Origin of the sequence: Agromyces sp. NPDC058484 (assembly GCF_042720415.1) — a bacterium.
Classification (GTDB): Bacteria; Actinomycetota; Actinomycetes; order Actinomycetales; family Microbacteriaceae; genus Agromyces.
Genome location: NZ_JBHXMP010000006.1, coordinates 52,692 through 70,277, shown reverse-complemented (window position 1 = coordinate 70,277; position 17,586 = coordinate 52,692). Strand labels below are relative to the sequence as shown.

At 70.2% G+C, this 17,586-nt stretch carries 18 protein-coding genes; 8 read left to right on the top strand and 10 right to left on the bottom strand.

Features of this window, described 5'->3' with window-relative positions; all coding sequences use genetic code 11:
- Positions 1–228 precede the first annotated feature (228 nt).
- Positions 229–900 carry a TetR/AcrR family transcriptional regulator gene (locus tag ACFWN7_RS06785; RefSeq protein ID WP_376938000.1) on the top strand — a complete coding sequence of 224 codons (672 nt, stop codon included), beginning with the start codon at positions 229–231 and terminating at the stop codon, positions 898–900.
- 9 nt (positions 901–909) lie between these two features.
- Here ACFWN7_RS06785 and ACFWN7_RS06780 read toward each other — a convergent pair whose 3' ends face one another.
- The 4 genes from ACFWN7_RS06780 to purD form a co-directional block, all read right to left on the bottom strand.
- Positions 910–1,803 carry a VOC family protein gene (locus ACFWN7_RS06780; protein ID WP_376937999.1) on the bottom strand — a complete coding sequence of 298 codons (894 nt, stop codon included), beginning with the start codon at positions 1,801–1,803 and terminating at the stop codon, positions 910–912.
- 198 nt (positions 1,804–2,001) lie between these two features.
- A complete protein-coding gene (locus ACFWN7_RS06775; protein ID WP_376937998.1) occupies positions 2,002–2,721 on the bottom strand; it encodes an alpha/beta hydrolase in 720 nt (239 codons plus the stop codon).
- Positions 2,722–2,723: 2 nt separating this feature from the next.
- The gene (locus tag ACFWN7_RS06770) at positions 2,724–3,662 is read right to left on the bottom strand and encodes a phosphoribosylaminoimidazolesuccinocarboxamide synthase (RefSeq protein ID WP_376937997.1); all 939 of its coding nucleotides are present in this window, start codon (positions 3,660–3,662) and stop codon (positions 2,724–2,726) included.
- A gap of 37 nt (positions 3,663–3,699) precedes the next feature.
- Positions 3,700–5,061, bottom strand: a complete 1,362-nt coding sequence (gene purD, locus ACFWN7_RS06765; RefSeq protein WP_376937996.1) for a phosphoribosylamine--glycine ligase — start codon at positions 5,059–5,061, stop codon at positions 3,700–3,702.
- 206 nt (positions 5,062–5,267) lie between these two features.
- On the opposite strand from purD, the gene ACFWN7_RS06760 reads away from it, so the two are divergent.
- Positions 5,268–5,684, top strand: coding sequence for a sterol carrier family protein (locus tag ACFWN7_RS06760; protein WP_376937995.1), 417 nt, complete (start codon positions 5,268–5,270; stop codon positions 5,682–5,684).
- A 69-nt stretch (positions 5,685–5,753) separates the two neighbouring features.
- Positions 5,754–6,134, top strand: a complete 381-nt coding sequence (locus tag ACFWN7_RS06755; RefSeq protein ID WP_376937994.1) for a potassium transporter Trk — start codon at positions 5,754–5,756, stop codon at positions 6,132–6,134.
- Between the two features lie 42 nt (positions 6,135–6,176).
- On the opposite strand, the gene purF is transcribed toward ACFWN7_RS06755, so the two are convergent.
- Complete coding sequence (purF, locus tag ACFWN7_RS06750) at positions 6,177–7,634, bottom strand: amidophosphoribosyltransferase (RefSeq protein ID WP_376937993.1); 1,458 nt, start codon at positions 7,632–7,634, stop codon at positions 6,177–6,179.
- 180 nt (positions 7,635–7,814) lie between these two features.
- Here purF and ACFWN7_RS06745 point away from each other — a divergent pair, with 180 nt between their 5' ends.
- Both ACFWN7_RS06745 and ACFWN7_RS06740 read left to right on the top strand, forming a co-directional pair.
- On the top strand, positions 7,815–8,120 hold the full coding sequence (locus ACFWN7_RS06745) for a hypothetical protein (RefSeq protein WP_376937992.1): 306 nt from the start codon (positions 7,815–7,817) through the stop codon (positions 8,118–8,120).
- On the top strand, positions 8,006–9,952 hold the full coding sequence (locus tag ACFWN7_RS06740; RefSeq protein ID WP_376937991.1) for a discoidin domain-containing protein: 1,947 nt from the start codon (positions 8,006–8,008) through the stop codon (positions 9,950–9,952). Before ACFWN7_RS06745 ends, ACFWN7_RS06740 begins: the two co-directional genes overlap by 115 nt.
- A gap of 60 nt (positions 9,953–10,012) precedes the next feature.
- Here the strand turns inward: ACFWN7_RS06740 and ACFWN7_RS06735 are convergent, their stop codons facing one another.
- Together ACFWN7_RS06735 and ACFWN7_RS06730 are read right to left on the bottom strand one after the other, a co-directional pair.
- Positions 10,013–10,447 (bottom strand): hotdog fold thioesterase, encoded by a 435-nt coding sequence (locus tag ACFWN7_RS06735; protein ID WP_376937990.1) that lies wholly within the window; start codon positions 10,445–10,447, stop codon positions 10,013–10,015.
- 46 nt (positions 10,448–10,493) lie between these two features.
- Positions 10,494–11,105 (bottom strand): zinc-binding alcohol dehydrogenase, encoded by a 612-nt coding sequence (locus tag ACFWN7_RS06730; protein WP_376937989.1) that lies wholly within the window; start codon positions 11,103–11,105, stop codon positions 10,494–10,496.
- 69 nt (positions 11,106–11,174) lie between these two features.
- Here ACFWN7_RS06730 and purM point away from each other — a divergent pair, with 69 nt between their 5' ends.
- A complete protein-coding gene (purM, locus tag ACFWN7_RS06725; protein ID WP_376937988.1) occupies positions 11,175–12,284 on the top strand; it encodes a phosphoribosylformylglycinamidine cyclo-ligase in 1,110 nt (369 codons plus the stop codon).
- Between the two features lie 3 nt (positions 12,285–12,287).
- The gene (locus tag ACFWN7_RS06720; protein WP_376937987.1) at positions 12,288–13,055 is read left to right on the top strand and encodes an LLM class flavin-dependent oxidoreductase; all 768 of its coding nucleotides are present in this window, start codon (positions 12,288–12,290) and stop codon (positions 13,053–13,055) included.
- A gap of 155 nt (positions 13,056–13,210) precedes the next feature.
- On the opposite strand, the gene ACFWN7_RS06715 is transcribed toward ACFWN7_RS06720, so the two are convergent.
- Complete coding sequence (locus tag ACFWN7_RS06715) at positions 13,211–13,411, bottom strand: DUF3073 domain-containing protein (protein ID WP_376937986.1); 201 nt, start codon at positions 13,409–13,411, stop codon at positions 13,211–13,213.
- A gap of 198 nt (positions 13,412–13,609) precedes the next feature.
- Here ACFWN7_RS06715 and ACFWN7_RS06710 point away from each other — a divergent pair, with 198 nt between their 5' ends.
- On the top strand, positions 13,610–14,794 hold the full coding sequence (locus ACFWN7_RS06710; RefSeq protein WP_376937985.1) for an NAD(P)-binding domain-containing protein: 1,185 nt from the start codon (positions 13,610–13,612) through the stop codon (positions 14,792–14,794).
- 50 nt (positions 14,795–14,844) lie between these two features.
- On the opposite strand, the gene ACFWN7_RS06705 is transcribed toward ACFWN7_RS06710, so the two are convergent.
- On the bottom strand, positions 14,845–16,941 hold the full coding sequence (locus tag ACFWN7_RS06705) for an APC family permease (RefSeq protein WP_376937984.1): 2,097 nt from the start codon (positions 16,939–16,941) through the stop codon (positions 14,845–14,847).
- A 32-nt stretch (positions 16,942–16,973) separates the two neighbouring features.
- Complete coding sequence (locus ACFWN7_RS06700) at positions 16,974–17,501, bottom strand: GNAT family N-acetyltransferase (RefSeq protein WP_376937982.1); 528 nt, start codon at positions 17,499–17,501, stop codon at positions 16,974–16,976.
- Positions 17,502–17,586: the final 85 nt, after the last annotated feature.

The following is a 17,586-nucleotide window of genomic DNA, read 5'->3' as shown; positions in this document are numbered from 1 at the left end:
CGTAACCTCTTTCTCTTATCCTTGGTTTTTATGGTCGTGTTTGTTGGGGGCTGTCCGTGTGCCCGTGGCCGTGTTAGGCGGGGTGCGAGGGGTGACTTGTCCAGTCATACCGGACCGCACCCGTCGCACCGCGATCCCTCTCCCCAAGAGGGTCGTTCGTCGTACCTCCGGTTGAAACGGAGTCGACACTCCGAATCATACACCCCGCGTGAGGCGTACAGTGAACTCGTGACATCGAGTGCGTCGTCGCGTCGCGATGCGCGACGCAACCACGAACGACTCCTCGCCGAGGCGAGGATCCTCTTCGCGGAGCGGGGCATCGAAGCGCCGCTCGATGAACTCGCCACCCGCGCGCAGGTAGGGGCCGGTACCGTCTACCGCCACTTCCCCACGCGCGACGCGCTCGTGCGTGAGCTCTACGACACCGGCGTCGCCGAGCTGCACGACTTCGCGCCGGAGATCCTCGGCGCCGAGACGGGATGGCGCTCGGTCGAGCTCTACCTCGAGCGGCTCGCCGCGTGGGTCGCCGAATCGCCGTACCTGCCCGCGGTCATGCGACGCATGGCGGAGATCGATCCCGGCTACAAGCCGGGCACCGAGTTCGCCGAGCCGATCGAGCGGCTCGTCTCCCGCGCGCAGGCCGAGGGCACGCTGCGGCCCGACGTGACCGGGGTCGACCTCAGCGTGCTCGTGGACATGCTCGGCTCGGTCGGTCAGTACGGTGGCGCCTACCTCCCATTCTGGCGACGGCAGCTCACGATCGTGCTCGACGGACTTCGCGCCCGGCCCGATGTCACGCCGCTTCCCGGCGTCGGCCTCGGCTTCGACGCGTTCCACGACATGTCGCACGCGAAGGGGCCGCGAACGTCCCGGCAGGGACCGCGGCGCGCGCGGCACTGAGCGCCGGGCTCACTCCGCGGCGCGCACCTCGACGAGGTTCGACCACGGGTCGTCGAACACGAGCGTGCGTCCGTCGTCGCGGGACCGAACGCCGTGGTGCGACATCCGCTCGCCGAGGGCGCCCAGATCGTCGGCGCCCGGCACGACGATCTCGACCTTGCCGAGGCCGAGCGCGAGACGGCGACGGCCGGCGCCGAGGCTGTTCCACGTGTTCATCGCCATGTGATGGTGATACCCGCCGGCCGAGACGAAGAGCGCCTGGCTGCCGTACATGGTCGTGGTCTCGAAGCCGAGGCGGTGCACGTAGAACTCGCGGGCGCTCGGGATGTCGCCGACCGAGAGGTGCACGTGGCCGACGACGGCGTCGCCCAAGCCGGTACCGGATGCCGCGGCATCCGCTGCGGCCTCGGTGAGGTGCTCGCGCAGGAACACGTTCGGGTCGAGGAACAGGGTCGACATCTCGATCTGCCCGTGCGTCCAGCTCCACTGCGATCGGTCGCGGTCGAAGTAGAGCTCCACGCCGTTGCCCTCGGGGTCGTTGAAGTAGAACGCCTCGCTCACGAGGTGGTCGGAACTGCCGGTGAACGTGCCGGGGTGCCTCGTCGCGATCGAGTACACCGCGGCGGCGAGCGCCTCGCGCGTGTCGAAGAGGATCGCCGTGTGGAAGAGGCCGGCGTCGCGCGGGCTCGCGTGCGTCAGCTCGGGCGCGTGCTCGAGGATGACGATGGGCGTCGTGCCGCGGCCGAGCACGGCGACCGCGCCGTCGTGGCTGAGCAACTGCAGGGTCACGGCGTCGCGGTAGTAGCGGATCATCGCGTCGAGGTCGCCCACCCGAAGGGTGACGGCGCCCATGCCGGTGCCGGCGGCGAGCAGGTCGTTCGAGGGAAGGCAATTGGTTGTCATCACAACTAATGGTAACGGATGCCCCGGGCCCGCGTATTCCCGAGGCCGAAGCGCCCGCCCGCTCGTCGGCTCACGGCGGCGGTGTGGATCTCGACCGGTCGTACGAATCCTTCGTGTGAGCTGCGCCTCACGTGAGGCCCGGCCCACACGACCAGATGGGAACGTGTCGCCAAGCGGCCGCCCAGGGCGGGCGCTGCATCACGCCGAAGACGAGGGGAGCAGGGCGTCCAGCGTGCTCGAGATCGCCGCGGCGACCTCGTCGGGCGCGACAAGCGGGTGCAGGTGCCGGCCGTCGAGCACGACCACCGGCCAGCCCAGGGACGCGGCGAGGCGCTGCTCGCGGGCGTAGGTCGTCCCGAACGCGACGTAGGCGCAAGGGACCGATTCGCGCCAGCCCGAGGGAACGTGGAACGCATCGGTGAGGTACGAGAGAGGGACCCGCGGCTCCTGCCGACGGAGCTCATCGAGGACGGCGGGTTCGAGGCCGAGCTCACCGATGGCGTCATCGGGGAACCACCGACTCCACGGCGGCAGCAGTCCCGCGTCGTCGGCGAGCGGCGCGAGCTGCTCCACGAGTACGAGGGGCGCCACGGCTGAGGTGCCGGATGCGGCAGGAACGACGGCATCGACGAAGACCGCCGCGAGGACCTCGCGCTCGCACACGATGCCCGGGACGAGGTTGCCGGCGTTGGAGTGCACGACGAGGACGACAGGCACATCGCGCGGGATCGCAGCCAGCGTGCGGGCGAGCACCTCGGGGACATCGCGCGGCCGAGCCACTGGCGCACCGGGGGCCGGAATGACCCGCACCTGCCGTCCCGCGCCGCGAAGCAGCGCTGCGACCGGCTCCCACATGCCGCCGCCGAGAAGCGGGCTGCCCACGAGCAGCACCGGGGATGGCGCGCCCGCCGCGGCCATGCTCACCCCGTGGTCAGTCGCTCGACCAGGGCGCGATACCGCTCGGCGGTCTGCTCGACGATCTCGTGCGGGAGCGTCGGCGGCTCTTCGGAGACATCCTGATCCCAGTTCACGGCGAGCCAGTCGCGCACGATCTGCTTGTCGAAGCTCGCCATGCGCAGCTCGGGCGTCGCGCCTGTGGCGTACGCCTCGGCATCCCAGTACCGGCTCGAATCGCTCGTGAGCACCTCGTCGGCGAGGGTCACGATGCCGATCTCGCGGTCGGCGCCGAACTCGAGCTTCGTGTCGGCCAGGATCAGTCCGCGGCTCTCGGCGATGGCCGAGGCATCCGCGAAGACCTGAAGCGACAGCGCCCGCAACTGCTCGGCGACGGTCTCGCCGACGAGCTCGACGGTTCGTTCGTACGAGATGTTCTCGTCGTGCTCGCCCATCGGCGCCTTCCAGGCGGGGGTGTAGATCGGCTCGGGCAGCCGGTCGCCGTTCGAGAGCCCCTCGGGCAGGCGGATGCCGCCGATGGCGCCCGTTGCCTGGTACTCCTTCCACCCGCCGCCCGTGATGAACCCGCGCACGACGCACTCGATGGGGAACATGTCGAGCGTGCGGCACAGGGTCGCACGATCGGCGACCTCGTCGGGGATCGGCGGCACGTCGAGGCGGTCGTCCTCGGCGTAGGCGAGGTGATTCGGCACCTGGGGGAGCTCGTCGAACCACCAGCGGGTCAGCCTCGTGAGCATGGCGCCCTTGCCGGGGATCGCAGGCTCGAGCACCTGGTCGTAGGCGCTCACGCGGTCGCTCGCCACCACGAGCACGACCGGCGAGTGCTGCAGCGGGTCGCCCGTCCACGTGTCGTCGTCGTCGAGCGCGGTGGTGGGCACGTACAGGTCGCGCACCTTGCCCGAGTAGACGTGCGTCCAGCCGCCGAGGTCTGGTGCGTCGGTCATGTTTTCCGGTCTCCTCACTGCGCGGCCCATGCGCGATTCACTGCGCGACGCGCGCGGCGATGTCGGTGCGGTACTGTCCGCCCTCGAGCCGCAGGTGCCCGAGCGCCTCGTACGCACGGCGGCGCGCCTCGGCGAAGTCGGCGCCGACCGCCACGACGTTCAGCACCCGGCCACCGGTCGCGATGAGCGGCGGCACGCCGTCGCCGTCCGAGGGTGCGCCCACGGCGGTCGCGGCGTGCGCGAGGTGCACTCCGGGAACGGATGCCGCAGCGTCGAGTCCCTCGATGACGCGGCCGGTCTCGGGGGCCTCGGGATACCCCTCGCTCGCGAGGACGACCGTGACCGCGGCATCCGCACGGAACACCGGACGCGGCAGCGAACCGCACCCGCCCGTGGCCGCGGCGAAGAGCAGTCCCGACAGCGGCGTCTCGAGCCGGGGGAGCACCACCTGCGTCTCGGGGTCGCCGAAGCGCGCGTTGAACTCGATCACGCGGATACCCCGGGGCGTCAGGATGAGGCCCGCATAGAGCAGCCCGATGAACGGCGTCTGCTCGGCGGCGAGCTGCCGGACGGTGGGCAACGCGATGGTCTCGATGACCTCGTCGATGAATGCCTGCTCGCTGCCGAAGTCGGCCACGAGCCACGGCAGCGGCGAGTACGCACCCATGCCGCCCGTGTTCGGGCCCTGGTCGCCGTCGCGCAGGCGCTTGTAGTCCTGGGCGGGCGAGAGGGGCAGCACGTTCGTGCCATCGGAGAGGAGGAACAGCGAGACCTCCTGGCCGTCGAGGAACTCCTCGACGAGCACCGGACCCTGCTGCAGGTAGTGGGTGGCGTGCGCGAGCGCCGCATCGCGGTCGTTGCTGACGAGCACCCCCTTGCCTGCGGCGAGCCCGTCGGCCTTCACGACGTAGGGGCTGCCGAACTCGTCGAGGGCGTGCTCGACCTCGGCGAGGGTGTCGGCGAGGGTCGCGCGTCCGGTGGGCACGCCGGCGGCCTCCATGATGCGCTTCGCGAACGTCTTCGAGCCCTCGAGTGCGGCGGCCGCCTTTCCCGGCCCGAACACGGCGATGCCGCGGGTGCGCAGCGCGTCGGCGACGCCCGCGACGAGCGGCGCCTCGGGCCCGATCACGACGAGCTCGATGTCGCTGCCCTGCGCATAGTCGGCGACGAGCACGGGGTCGGTCGGGTCGAGGGCGATGGTCGTCACGCTGCCACGGGCCGGCGAGGTGGCGGCGGCGCCCTGACCCTGGGCTCCCCTGAGCCTGTCGAAGGGTCGATGGGATGCCGCGATGCCCGCGTTGCCGGGAGCGGCGATGATCTCGTGGCCGGCCTCCTCGTCGAGGAGCGCGAGGATGATGGCGTGCTCGCGCGCGCCCGAGCCGAGGACGAGGATTCTCACCGGATCAGGCTACCCGATGGGGCTCTTCGAGCCACCGGGAGGACGCTCCTGGCTGAGGCGTCGCGATTCGCGTATGCCAGTTGCGCCTCAACACGATTCGAGACGCCCACACCTCGATGAGGCGCAACTGGCATACGCCGCCTGGAACCTCTTTCCGTGGGGGCGGGAATGCTCTCGGCTCCCCCGCCGTGGGGGAGGATGGAGGCATGGCACGGGTGCGGATCGGCGACGAGGTGGGGCGAGCCGCTGTCGCCGCGGTGCGGGCGATCGTCGCGCAGCATGGTGACGGTGCGGGCAGCACCGGCGGGGCGGCATCCGTCGACCGCTCGACCCTCGCGCTCGCGGTGCGGTACACGCTGCAACTGCTCGCCGAGCAGGCCCCGGGTGGAACCGTCGAGGTGCGGGTGCCGCCGCACGGTGCGGTGCAGTGCGTCGAGGGTCCCAAGCATACGCGAGGCACACCGCCGAACGTCGTCGAGACGGATGCCGCGACCTGGCTCGCCCTCGCGGCGGGCGACCTCTCGTGGCGCGACGCGCGGGCCGCGGGCCGCGTGCACGCCTCGGGCCAGCGCGCCGACCTCGCGGGCCACCTCCCGGTGATCGCGGTCTCACCGCAGACGTAGGAGGTTCAGGCTGGGGCGGATGTCGCGGAGCCGGATGCCGCGGGGTGCGTGGTGCGGGACAATGGAGGGGTGAGCGACACGCAGAACTCCCCCGAGACGCCCGAGCCCTCCCCCGCACAGGGCGTCGACGGACCCCTCGAGATCGATGTCACGAGCGACACCGTCAGTGTGCGCCGCGCCCCCCGCTTCGGCGCGTTCATCGCGCTCGGCGCCGTCGTCGGCGCGGTCGTGGCGCTCATCCTCACGTTCACGTTCTCGGGTCAGCCCACGGTCGAGGGTGAGCTGATCGAATTCGACAGGGGTCAGGTCTTCGGCTTCCTGCTGCTGGTGTGCGGCACGATCGGCGCCGCGCTGGGCGCGGTCGTCGCCCTGATCGTCGACCGCGCGTCGGCCAAGCGAGCGCGTTCGGTGACCGTGCAGCACGAGTCCGCGCACCGCCTCGAGGAGTAGGCCTTCACCGCAGCCCGACGGCACCATCCTCGGCGAGAGCGCTCAGCTCAGCTGCGTGCGCTCCACCCACTCGAGGTACTCCTCGGTGACGGTGCCGGTGATGTAGTCGCCCGTGAAGCACGACAGGTCGAGCTGCTCGATCGAGGTGCCCTCGGTGATCGCGGCCTGCAGGTCGGCGACCTCCTGGTAGATCATGTGGTCGGCGCCGAGCTCGCGCGCGATCTCGGGGATCCGGCGGCCGTGGGCGATGAGCTCCTGCCGGCTCGGCATGTTGATGCCGTACACGTGCGGGTAGCGCACCGGGGGAGCGGCCGAGGTGAAGGTCACCTGGTTGGCGCCGGCCGCGCGCGCCATCTCGACGATCTCCTTCGAGGTCGTGCCGCGCACGATCGAGTCGTCGACGATGAGGACGTTCTTGCCCTTGAACTCCGTGCCCATCGCGTTCAGCTTCTGGCGCACCGAACGCTTCCGCTCAGCCTGGCCCGGCATGATGAACGTTCGGCCGACGTAGCGGTTCTTGTAGAAGCCCTCGCGGTACTCGATGCCGAGCTTCTGCGCGACCTGCATCGCCGACGGCCGTGACGAGTCGGGAATCGGCATGACGACGTCGATGTCCCCCTTGTCCATGTGGGCTGCGATCGTTCCGGCGAGCCGGTCGCCCATGCGCAGGCGCGCTTCGTACACCGAGATGCCGTTCATCACCGAGTCGGGGCGGGCGAGGTACACGTACTCGAACGAGCACGGCACGAGTCGCGGGTTCGCCGCGCACTGCCGCGAGATCATCTCGCCGTCGAGGGTGATGAAGATCGCCTCGCCGGGCTCGACGTCGCGCACGATCTCGTAGTCGCCGTTCTCGAGCACGAGCGACTCGGATGCCACGATCCACTCGTCCTTGCCGGCATCCGTCACGCGCCTGCCGAGGATGAGCGGACGGATGCCGAACGGGTCGCGGAACGCGAGCAGCCCGTACCCGGCGATCATCGCGATGACCGCGTAGGAGCCCTCGACGCGCTGGTGCACCTGCGACACGGCCTGGAACACCTGGTCGGGGTCGAGGTCGAGGCCCGTGATCCGCCCCTGCAGCTCGGTGGCGAGCACGTTCAGCAGCATCTCGGTGTCGCTCGTGGAGTTCACGTGCCGGCGGTCGATCGAGAACAGGTCGCCCGACAACTCGCGCGTGTTGGTGAGGTTGCCGTTGTGCACGAGGATGATGCCGTACGGCGCGTTCACGTAGAACGGCTGCGCCTCCTCCTCGCGCTCGGCCGCGCCCTTCGTGGTGTAGCGCACATGGCCGAGGCCGATGTTGCCGAGCAGCGACCGCATGTCGCGCGTGCGGAACGCCTCGCGCACCTGCCCGCGGGCCTTCGCCATGTGGAAGACGGGGCCGTCGGCAGTGGCGATGCCGGTGGAGTCCTGGCCGCGATGCTGCAGGAGGAGCAGGCTGTCGTAGATCTGCTGGTTGACGGGCTCGGTGGAGACGATGCCGACGATGCCGCACATGCGAGCGATGGCTCCTCGGGGGTGGGGGAAGGCGTCCGAGCAGGACGGGTCGATTCTCCCACACGTGCGCGTGTGAGCCGGCTGAGCGAGCGAGTTCGATCGGGAGGATCCTGCTCTGGGACGCTTGACTGAGACGTTCGACCCACAATAGGCTCCTCGCCATCGAGCAAGGAGGCTCAGATGACGATCGATCCGTCACGCGTTCCCGAGGCACCAACCGTTCCGCCCGCACGCACCACGGCATCGAGACGTCGACGGCGAGGAACGCGCGCGTTCCTGGTCGCCACGGCGGCCCTCGCGGGCGTCCTCATGGCATTGCCGCCGGGTCTCGCGAGCGGCGAAGAACCCGCGAGCGCGGCATCCACCGGCTGGTGGGACGCGCCGAACCGGCCGGCGGAAGAGGTGCAGCTGAACGTGACGGGCGCGCCGTTCACCGGCACGGTGGCGGCGAGGTTCGCGGGCTCATCGACTCGCACACGCACCTGAATTCGAACGAGGGCTTCGGCGGGCGGCTCATCTGCGGCGCCCCGTTCTCGCCGAACGGCGTCGCGGATGCGCTGAAGGACTGTCCCGAGCACTACCCCGACGGCGCCGGGGCGACGTTCGAGAATCTCACGAGCGATCCCGACGGCCACCACGACCCGGTCGGATGGCCGACGTTCGCGGATTGGCCGAAGACGACCTCGATGAGCCACCAGGCGTCGTACTACGCCTGGGTCGAGCGCGCCTGGCGCGGCGGGCAGCGGGTGCTCGTGAACGACCTCGTCACGAACGGCGTGATCTGCTCGCTGCCGATCCAGCCGAAGGACCGCTCCTGCGACGAGATGACCGCGATCCGGCTCGAGGCGCAGAAGGCGCGCGAGATGGAGGCGTACATCGACGGCATCTACGGCGGGCCCGGCCGGGGCTTCTTCCGCATCGTGACGAACCCGGCCGACGCGCGTGCCGTGATCGAGCAGGGCAGGCTCGCCGTCGTGCTCGGTGTCGAGATGAGCGAGCCGTTCGGGTGCAAGATGATCCTGGATGTCGCGCAGTGCTCCAAGGCCGACATCGACCGGGGCCTCGACGAGTTCGAGGCCATGGGCGTGAGCAGCATGTTCCTCTGCCACAAGTTCGACAACGCGCTCTGCGGCGTGCGATTCGACACCGGTACGCAGGGCACGATCATCAACGTCGGCCAGTTCTCCTCCACCGGCACGTTCTGGCAGACCGAGACCTGCCCGACCGCGCTGCACGACAACCCGATCGGCAATGCCACCGTCCCCGAGATGGAGGACCAGCTGCCGGGTGGTGTGGAGGTTCCCGAGTACAGCGCCGGTAAGAACTGCAACACTCGCGGGCTCACCTCGCTCGGCGAGTACGCCCTGCGGGCGATGATGGCGCGCGGCATGATGGTCGAGCTCGACCACATGAGCGTGAAGGCCGCGGGCCGAGCCCTCGACATCCTCGAGGCCGAGGACTACCCGGGCGTGCTGTCGAGCCACAGCTGGATGGACGAGCACTTCACCGAACGCCTCTACCGCCTCGGCGGCTTCAAGACGGGCTACCCGCACGACGCGGCCGGCTTCATCGACGAGTGGCAGCAGGACAACGCCCTCCGAGAGCAGTACGACAAGGGGTACGGATTCGGCCTCGACTTCAATGGCGTCGGCGGCCACCCCGGACCCGGGAGCACGTCGGCGACGGTGAGCTATCCGTTCACGAGCGCAGACGGCGGCGTGAGCATCGACCGGCAGGTCAGCGGCGAGCGCACGTTCGACATCAACGCCGACGGGTTCGTGCACGCTGGACTCCTCCCCGACTATGTGGAGCAGCTCCGGGTCGCCGGCGGCGGCGAGGCCCTGATCGACTCGCTCATGCGCGGCCCCGAGTCGTACCTGCAGACGTGGGAGGCCACGACCGCTCATGAGAGCACCGTGAACCTTGCGACCGGCAAGCCGGCGTGGGCCAGTTCGAACGAGAACAACCCGTTCACGAGCTACGCGGCGCATCGCGCCTTCGACGGCAGCAGCAACACGCGGTGGGCGAGCGGGCACTGGGGCGTCGACCCCCAGTGGCTCCGCGTCGACCTCGGTTCGGCGGAGCCCATCAGCCGGGTCACCGTGAACTGGGAGAGCGCGGCGGCACGTGCCTACGAGGTGCAGGTGTCGGATGACGCGTCGACCTGGCGCACCGTGTGGTCGACGACCTCGGGCGACGGCGGTCTCGACACCGCGTCGTTCGCGCCGACGAGCGCGCGGCACGTGCGGATACTCGGCACGCAGCGCACGTCGAGGTACGGATACTCCATCTGGGAGGTCGGCGTCTTCGGCAGTTGAGTGCGGTCGGGTGCGGGGCCGCATCGCGGCCCCGCATCTTGGCCGCTTCTCGCGACCGGCTCAGTACTCCGAGGGCTTCGCGAGCACGGCCATCGTGCAGCGCGAGACGCACACGAGCCTGCCCGCGGCATCCGTGATCCTGATCTCCCACACCTGCGTCGTTCGACCACGGGCGATCGGCTTCGCCTCGCCGTAGACCCAGCCGTCGGAGACGGGCCTGGTGTGGTTCGCGTTGATCTCCATGCCCACGCAGTAGTTCGCAGCGGGGTCGACGGTGAAGCTCGCGCCCCAGCTTGCGAGCGTCTCGGCCAGGGCGACGGATGCCCCGCCGTGCAGCACCCCGCCGGGTTGCCGGGTGCGCTCGTCGACGGGCATGCGGCCCTTCAGCGATTCGTCGGTCAGCTCGGTCATCTCGATGCCGAGAGCGCGGATGGCGGTGCCGTCACCGCGCGAGTTCGCCCACTCGAGCGAGGGCTCGCCGAACCAGATGCTCATGCCGTCGAGTCTGTCACGCCCTTCGACGGGGTCGGCGACCGGTCGATCATGCGAGCTCGGCGATGATGGGGTGGATGGCGTCGTCGAACGCGGAGGCGTCGGAGCGCAGCGAGTCGGTGACCGCGACGGTCATGGCGCCGATCCACCAGACGCCCTGCGCGGCGAACGGCACGACCTCGACGTTCAGCTCGAACGAGTGCGCCCGCCGGCCGACCTCGCGTTCGTGCTCGGCGATGGTGCCGGCGTAGGCGCGGTACGAGTCGCCGCGTCGCGAGGCCGAGGCCGTGCGGTAGCCCTGGTGCGCCCACTCGGCCCACGCGCGGGCGGCCTCGGCGTGCGGCACGATCGCCGCGGCGAGCACCTCTGCCTCCGACACCGGCAGCGCGACATCCGTCTCGTAGGCGTCGACGAGTTCGAGCGGCACCGGCGACGGATGCGCCTCGGGCTCGACGGTCATCGCCCACCACGCGCGCCACTGCCGCTCGAGCAGGTCGTGCTGGTCCATCTCGAGCCGCGCGCCGACCGCGCCGACGTCGCGGAGCCGGGGAAGTTCGACCGGCGAGGAGATCGCAAGCACCTCGCGCAGGTAGAGGGCGAGAAGCACCGGGCGACTCGCGTTCTCGCGAATCACCCACGACGGCGTTCCCCCCGCCTGCATGCCCTCATTTTAGTCCAGCGGATGCCACGGGGCACGGTTCGCCGCGCGGGCCGCGGGTACGCTTGACGGGTGACCGACGCGAACTCGTCCTATGCCGCCGCCGGAGTCGACACCCGGGCGGGCGACCTCGCCGTCGAACTCATGAAGGAGGCGGTCGCCGCGACACACGGTCCGAAGGTGCTCGGGGGTGTCGGCGGCTTCGCGGGCCTCTTCGACCTCTCGTTCGCGAAGGACTACGAGCGCCCGCTGCTGGCCACGTCGACCGACGGCGTCGGCACCAAGATCGCCATCGCGCAGGCCCTCGACAAGCACGACACCATCGGGCAGGACCTGGTGGGCATGGTCGTCGACGACATCGTCGTGGTCGGCGCGAAGCCGCTCTTCATGACCGACTACATCGCGTGCGGCAAGGTGGTGCCCGAGCGCATCGCCACGATCGTCACGGGCATCGCCCGTGCGTGCGCCGAGACCGGCACGGCCCTCGTCGGCGGCGAGACCGCGGAGCACCCTGGACTCATGGGCGCCGACGACTACGACGTCGCGGGCGCCGCGGTGGGCGTCGTCGAGGCCGACCGGCTGCTCGGCGCCGAGCGTGTGCAGGGCGGCGACGCCGTGATCGCGATCGCTTCGAGCGGGCTGCACTCGAACGGGTTCTCACTCGTGCGGCACATCCTCGCAGGCAGGCGCATCGGGTATGCGGATGCCGCGGCCGACCTCGGCACGACGTGGGGCGAGGCGCTCCTCGAGCCGACGCGGCTGTACTCGGGCCCGCTCGTCGAGCTGCTCGGGAACGAGCGGATCGGGGCAACCGTGCACTCGCTCTCGCACGTGACGGGCGGCGGCATCGCGGCGAACCTCGCGCGCGTGCTGCCGCGCGGCTCGTGGGTCGAGCTCGACCGGTCGACCTGGTCGCCGGCGCCCGTGTTCCGGGTGTTGAGCGATCTCGCGGGCACCTCCCTCCAGAGCGCCGAGGGCACCTGGAATCTCGGCATCGGCTTCTTCGCCGTCGTCGCAGCGGATGCCGCGGCATCCGTCGTCGCCGAACTCGACGCCCTCGGGCTGCCTGCCTGGCAGGCCGGCACGGTGACCATCGGCGACCGGGATCTCAACGGGTTCGAGCAGGGCGCGAAGGGCGTCGACGGGGGCGCCGTGCGGCTCGTCGGGTCGTTCGCGGGCTGAACGATGCGCGCCGCAGTCTCGATCGGCCTCACGGGCACGACGGACGCCGACGTGATCCGTGCGCTCGCGCCGCGCATCGAGATTCTCGGCTTCTCGACGCTGTGGATCAACGACGTGCCCGGTGGCGACTCCCTCGACGGCCTTCGCGTCGCGGGCGACGCCTCGGAGGAGCTCGGGCTCGCGACGGGGGTGATCCCGCTCGACCGCCGGCCGGCCGGCACGCTCGACCTGCACGGGCTGCCGACCGACCGAATGACGCTCGGCATCGGCTCGGGCGCCGCCGCGCACCCGCTCGCCCTCGTGCGCGACGGCATCGCGACGTTGCGTGCCGTGACGGATGCCGCGATCGTCGTCGGCGCCCTCGGGCCGAAGATGCGACGGCTCGCCGCCGAGCGTGCCGACGGCGTGCTGCTCAACTGGCTCACGCCGGAGGCTGCGGCCGATGCGGACGCGGAGTTGCGCAGCGCGGCGTCCGCGGCCGTAGCTCCCGCGCTGCGGGCGGTGCTCTACGTGCGCACGATCGCCGAGCCCGACGCGCGAACGGTGCTGGAGCGCGAGGCCGCACGGTACTCGACGGTGCCGTCGTACGCGGCCAACTTCGAGCGGCTCGGCATCAGCGCGATCGACGCGACGCTCGACGACGCGGCCGGCCTCGCCGCCTTCGACGTGGTCGACGAGGTCGTGCTGCGGGCGATCACCCCCTCGGGATCGCTCGCCGAACTCGAGCGGTTCGTCGAGACGGTCGCGGTGTGGCGGTCGACCACACCGTGATCAGTCGCGCCCCGCGTGAAGTGGTGCGCCGCCCCGCACTCACGCGATTACAGGACCAGAGCGAGGATGGGCGCCGTGGGGCAGATGATCGGCCGCTCATCCTGTGTTCGTCACGCGGATGCCGCCGCCTCGGAGTCGGCGACGCTCGCCGGCGACTACGCGCGCTGTTCGTCGCCCGTGACGTAGCTGTCGTCGTCGTCGGCGTACTCGGCCCACTTCGACGCTTCGTCGGTGTACTCGTCATGCTGCGAGCCGGTGAGCTCGCGCTCAAGCGCGTTGTAGTCGGTGTTCGGGCTGAAGTACTTCAGCTCCCGAGCGACCTTGGTGTGCTTGGCTTTCTGACGGCCGCGCCCCATGCGTGACCCCCTTACGACATCTGGCCGGGTGGGATGGTCTTCACCCGGCGCTCATCTGATAAATGAAATTCGTCCGACTGCCAGTTTAGCATCGCCGACAGCCCTGACAGGAGCCATGCACAAGTCCCGTGAGGCCCCCGTTTCCGCACGGATGGCGTGGTGCGCGCATCCAGCAACCCATGTTGAGATTGACGGGTGATGACGAGCCCTGAACGCGTGAAGGTCGTGGTGATCGGCGCCGGGCAGGCCGGTCTGTCGGTCGCCTACTATCTGCGCCGGTTCGAGCTCGTCGCCGACGAGGACTTCGTGATGCTCGACCGTGCTCCGGCGCCGGGCGGGGCCTGGCAGCACCGTTGGTCGTCGCTTCGACTCGGCACCGCTCACCGAGTCAACGACCTTCCCGGCATGGCCGAGCTCGGCCTCAGCTTCGACACCGCCGACCGCGCCCTGCCGGCGAAGGCGGTCGTCGCCGACTACTACGGCCGGTTCGAGCAGCACTTCGACCTGCGCGTGCGCCGCCCGATGAACGTGCGGACCGTGGCGAACGAGGGCATCGACCTCGTCGTCGAATCCGAAGACCTCGCCCCGCAGTCGATCCAGGAGCCGGAGGAGCAGAAGGCGCGCGGTCTGTTCGGCCGGCGGCGGAAGACCTTCGAGGAACCAGGGCCTCCTGCTGCACCGCGGCACCGCATCGCGACGCAGTTCCTCGTGAACGCGACGGGCACGTGGGGCTCGCCGTTCGTGCCCTTCTACCCCGGCATGGCCGAGTTCGAAGGCCGTCACGTGCACACCTCCGACTACACCGACGCGGAGGACTTCCGCGACAAGCACGTGGTGGTCGTCGGCGGCGGCACCTCCGCGATCGGCTTCATGCTCGAGCTCGAGGATGTCGCGGCCGGGCTCACGTGGGTCTCGCGCCGTCCGATCGACTGGCTCGACCGGCAGGAGCTCGATCTCGAAGGGGCATCCGCCGCCGTCGCCAAGCAGGACGAGGCGGCCCGCTCGGGCCGCGCGCTGCCCTCCATCGTGAGCGGAACCGGCGTGCCGAAGAGCCGGCGCATCGCGGCGGGCATCGAGCGCGGGCTCCTCGTGGCGCGCCCCGTGTTCGATCGCATCGAGGCCGACCGCGTCGTCTGGCGCGGCGACGAGGGCGGCGGCATGGCCCGGGCCGACGTCATCATCTGGGCCACGGGCTTCCGTCCGGAGCTGCGGCACCTGTCGCCGCTGAGGCTGCGCGAGAAGGCGGGCGGCGTCACGGTGGGTCAGGGCGCGGCGTGGAGCGACCCGCGCATCTTCCTCGCGGGGTACGGGCCGCAGGCGTCGACGATCGGTGCGAACCGGGCGGGCCGCATGATCGCGCGCCAGATCATGGCGATGCTGTAGCTTCGCGCTTCCGCGGGCGCTCACCGGGCGCTCACCGGGGCGGATTCGGCCTACCTGCCGCGCTTGGTCGGGGTCTTCTCGACGATGGGCCGACGCGGCACGGGTCGCACGGGTTCGCCGCGGCGATCCTGGCCGGGCAGCGGGCGTGAACGCCGGCCGTAGATGAGGTCGGACGAGTCGAGCAGCCACGGCACCAGGGCCACCGTCACGCCGTGCACGAGCATGAGCTTCTGCCGGATGCGCCGTGCCTTGTGGTTGTGCAGGAGGTTCTCCCACCAGTGGCCGACGATGTACTGCGGCATGTACACCGTGACGACCTCGGCGCCGTGCTCCTCGCGCCGCGCCTTGATGTACTGGATGAGCGGATGGCTGAGGTCGCGGTACGGCGACGACAGGATGCGCAGCTTCACGTGGATGTTCTGCTTGACCCAGCCCTTCTTGAGGCGCTTCGTCTCGTCGTCGTCGAGCGAGACGTGCACTGCTTCGAGCGAGTCGTGGCGTGCGGCGATCGCGTAGTCGAGGGCCTTCAGCGTCGGCTTCTGCATGCGGCCCACCAACACGATCGCGTGGTCGCCGGCTGAGCCGAACGTCGTCGTCGGGTCGACCTCGATCTCCCGCTCCACGTCGCGGTAGTAGCGGTTCACGCCGAGCATGAGCGTGAAGAGCACCGGCATCAGCACGAACACGATCCATGCGCCGTGCGTGAACTTCGTGACCGTGACGACGATGAGCACGACCGCGGTCATCGCGGCGCCCACCGCGTTGATGACGAGGGCCCGCCAGATCGCGCCTCGCGTGAGCGGCCGATCGCCCGCGGCATCCGCCTGCGCTCTGGGCGACCTCGTTCGTTGAGGAGTGCGCAGCGCGCGTAGCCAGTGCCGCACCATTCCCGTCTGGCCGAGGGTGAACGAGACGAACACGCCGATGATGTAGAGCTGGATCAGCACCGTGAGGTTCGCCTGGAAGATGACGAGGATGACGGATGCCGCGAGCGCGAGGATCACGACGCCGTTCGAGTAGATCAGCCGGTCGCCGCGGGTCGAGAGCGACTTCGGCGCGTAGCCGTCGCGGGCGAGCACCGACCCGAGCAGCGGGAACCCGTTGAACGCCGTGTTCGCCGCGAGGAGGAGCACGAGCGCCGTCGCCGCCTGGATGACGTAGAAGAACACCGTCGCGTCGCCGAACGTCGCCGCCGCGACCTGTGCGATGAGGCTCTTCTGCGGCTCGGTGGCGCACTCGGTCCAGCCGATGAGATGGCACGGGTCCTCGGCATAGTGCACGTTCGCGATGAGTGCGAGCGCGGTGAGGCCGGCGAACAGGATGATCGCGATGCCGCCCATGAGCACGAGCGTCGCCTGCGCGTTCCGCACCTTCGGGAGGCGGAACGCGGGGACGCCGTTCGAGATCGCCTCGACGCCGGTGAGCGCGGAGCATCCGCTCGCGAAGGAACGGAGCAGGAGCAGGATGATCGCCGCCTGGGTGAGCGACTCGGCCTGCACCTCGAACCCGGCCGATTCGGCCACCGGCGGGTCGCCGAGCACCGTGCGGGTGAGCCCCACGACGATCATGACGAAGACGCTGCCGATGAACAGGTAGGTGGGCACCGCGAACGTCTTCGACGACTCGCTCACGCCGCGGAGGTTCACGGCGGCCAGGATGATGACGAAGAGCACCGCGAGCTCGACGCGGAACGGGTTCAGCTCGGGGATCGCGGAGATGATGTTGTCGACGCCCGACGCCACCGAGACCACGACCGTCATGACGTAGTCGACGAGCAGGGCGGATGCCACGACGAGGCCGGCCTTCTCGCCGAGGTTGCGGTGCGCCACCTCGTAGTCGCCGCCGCCCGACGGGTAGGCGCGGATGAGCTGGCGGTAGCTCGCCACCACCGTGACGAGCAGCACGATGACCGCGAGCGCGACCCACGGCGCGAAGGTCAGGAAGGCGAGGCCGCCGATGGTCAGGATCATCAGCAGCTCCTGCGGCGCGTACGCCACGGAGGAGAGCGGGTCGCTCGCGAAGATCGGCAGTGCGAAGCGCTTCGGGAGGAGCTGCCCCTCGAGTTTCTCGGTGGGCAGCGGGTCGCCGATGATCCAGTGCTTCGGCGACTTCAGCTCTGCCGGCGGCTCGCCGACTTCATTCGTCACGGCGGATGACACTACACCCGCCGCGGCGCAAGTCAAGTCAGGCGAGCGGATGCCGCGGCTCGCGCGAGCCGGGCGACCCAGTCGTTCGTGTGAAGCACACGGCCCGGCGCGACTTCGAAGTCCACCTCGCCGAGGAGTGTGAAGCCCGCCTTGCGGCACACGGCGTTCGACGCGGGGTTGTCGACGCGCGGATACGCGTGCACCGGAAGGGTTTCGCCGGCGGCGCGGACCTGTTCGAGCATCGCGACCACGGCTGCCGGCGCGATGCCGCGACCGCGATACGCCGCTTCGACCGACCAGCCCGCCTCGAGGGTCGCCTGCCCGCCTTCGTCGCGATGCCAGTAGCCGACGATGCCGACGCCCTCGGGATGCCCCGCGATCACGATGCGGAACTGGAACCCGGTGCCTTCGCGCTGCAGGCGCAGGTAGCGCTCGTGTCGCGCAACGACCTGGGCATCGGTCTCGATGCCGCCGAGCTGGTCCATCAGTTCGGGCGTGTTCGCCCGCCGAAGCAGGTCGAGGTCGTCGGCGGACCATGGCCTGAGTTCGACGTCGGTCATGCGTTCATCGAAGCACGAGCCGCCGACGTTCGGCGCGCAAGGTGACGTCGTTGGGATCGCGCGGATCGGTCGCACAGAGGGAGAC

Bases quoted from the DNA above. Each gene is read 5' to 3' on its own strand.
- ACFWN7_RS06780 (WP_376937999.1), bottom strand. From the start codon at position 1,803: ATGACAACCAATTGCCTTCCCTCGAACGACCTGCTCGCCGCCGGCACC.
- ACFWN7_RS06775 (WP_376937998.1), bottom strand. From the start codon at position 2,721: ATGGCCGCGGCGGGCGCGCCATCCCCGGTGCTGCTCGTGGGCAGCCCG.
- ACFWN7_RS06770 (WP_376937997.1), bottom strand. From the start codon at position 3,662: ATGACCGACGCACCAGACCTCGGCGGCTGGACGCACGTCTACTCGGGC.
- ACFWN7_RS06760 (WP_376937995.1), top strand. From the start codon at position 5,268: ATGGCACGGGTGCGGATCGGCGACGAGGTGGGGCGAGCCGCTGTCGCC.
- purF (WP_376937993.1), bottom strand. From the start codon at position 7,634: ATGTGCGGCATCGTCGGCATCGTCTCCACCGAGCCCGTCAACCAGCAG.
- ACFWN7_RS06745 (WP_376937992.1), top strand. From the start codon at position 7,815: ATGACGATCGATCCGTCACGCGTTCCCGAGGCACCAACCGTTCCGCCC.
- ACFWN7_RS06735 (WP_376937990.1), bottom strand. From the start codon at position 10,447: ATGAGCATCTGGTTCGGCGAGCCCTCGCTCGAGTGGGCGAACTCGCGC.
- ACFWN7_RS06730 (WP_376937989.1), bottom strand. From the start codon at position 11,105: ATGCAGGCGGGGGGAACGCCGTCGTGGGTGATTCGCGAGAACGCGAGT.
- ACFWN7_RS06720 (WP_376937987.1), top strand. From the start codon at position 12,288: ATGCGCGCCGCAGTCTCGATCGGCCTCACGGGCACGACGGACGCCGAC.
- ACFWN7_RS06715 (WP_376937986.1), bottom strand. From the start codon at position 13,411: ATGGGGCGCGGCCGTCAGAAAGCCAAGCACACCAAGGTCGCTCGGGAG.
- ACFWN7_RS06710 (WP_376937985.1), top strand. From the start codon at position 13,610: ATGACGAGCCCTGAACGCGTGAAGGTCGTGGTGATCGGCGCCGGGCAG.
- ACFWN7_RS06700 (WP_376937982.1), bottom strand. From the start codon at position 17,501: ATGACCGACGTCGAACTCAGGCCATGGTCCGCCGACGACCTCGACCTG.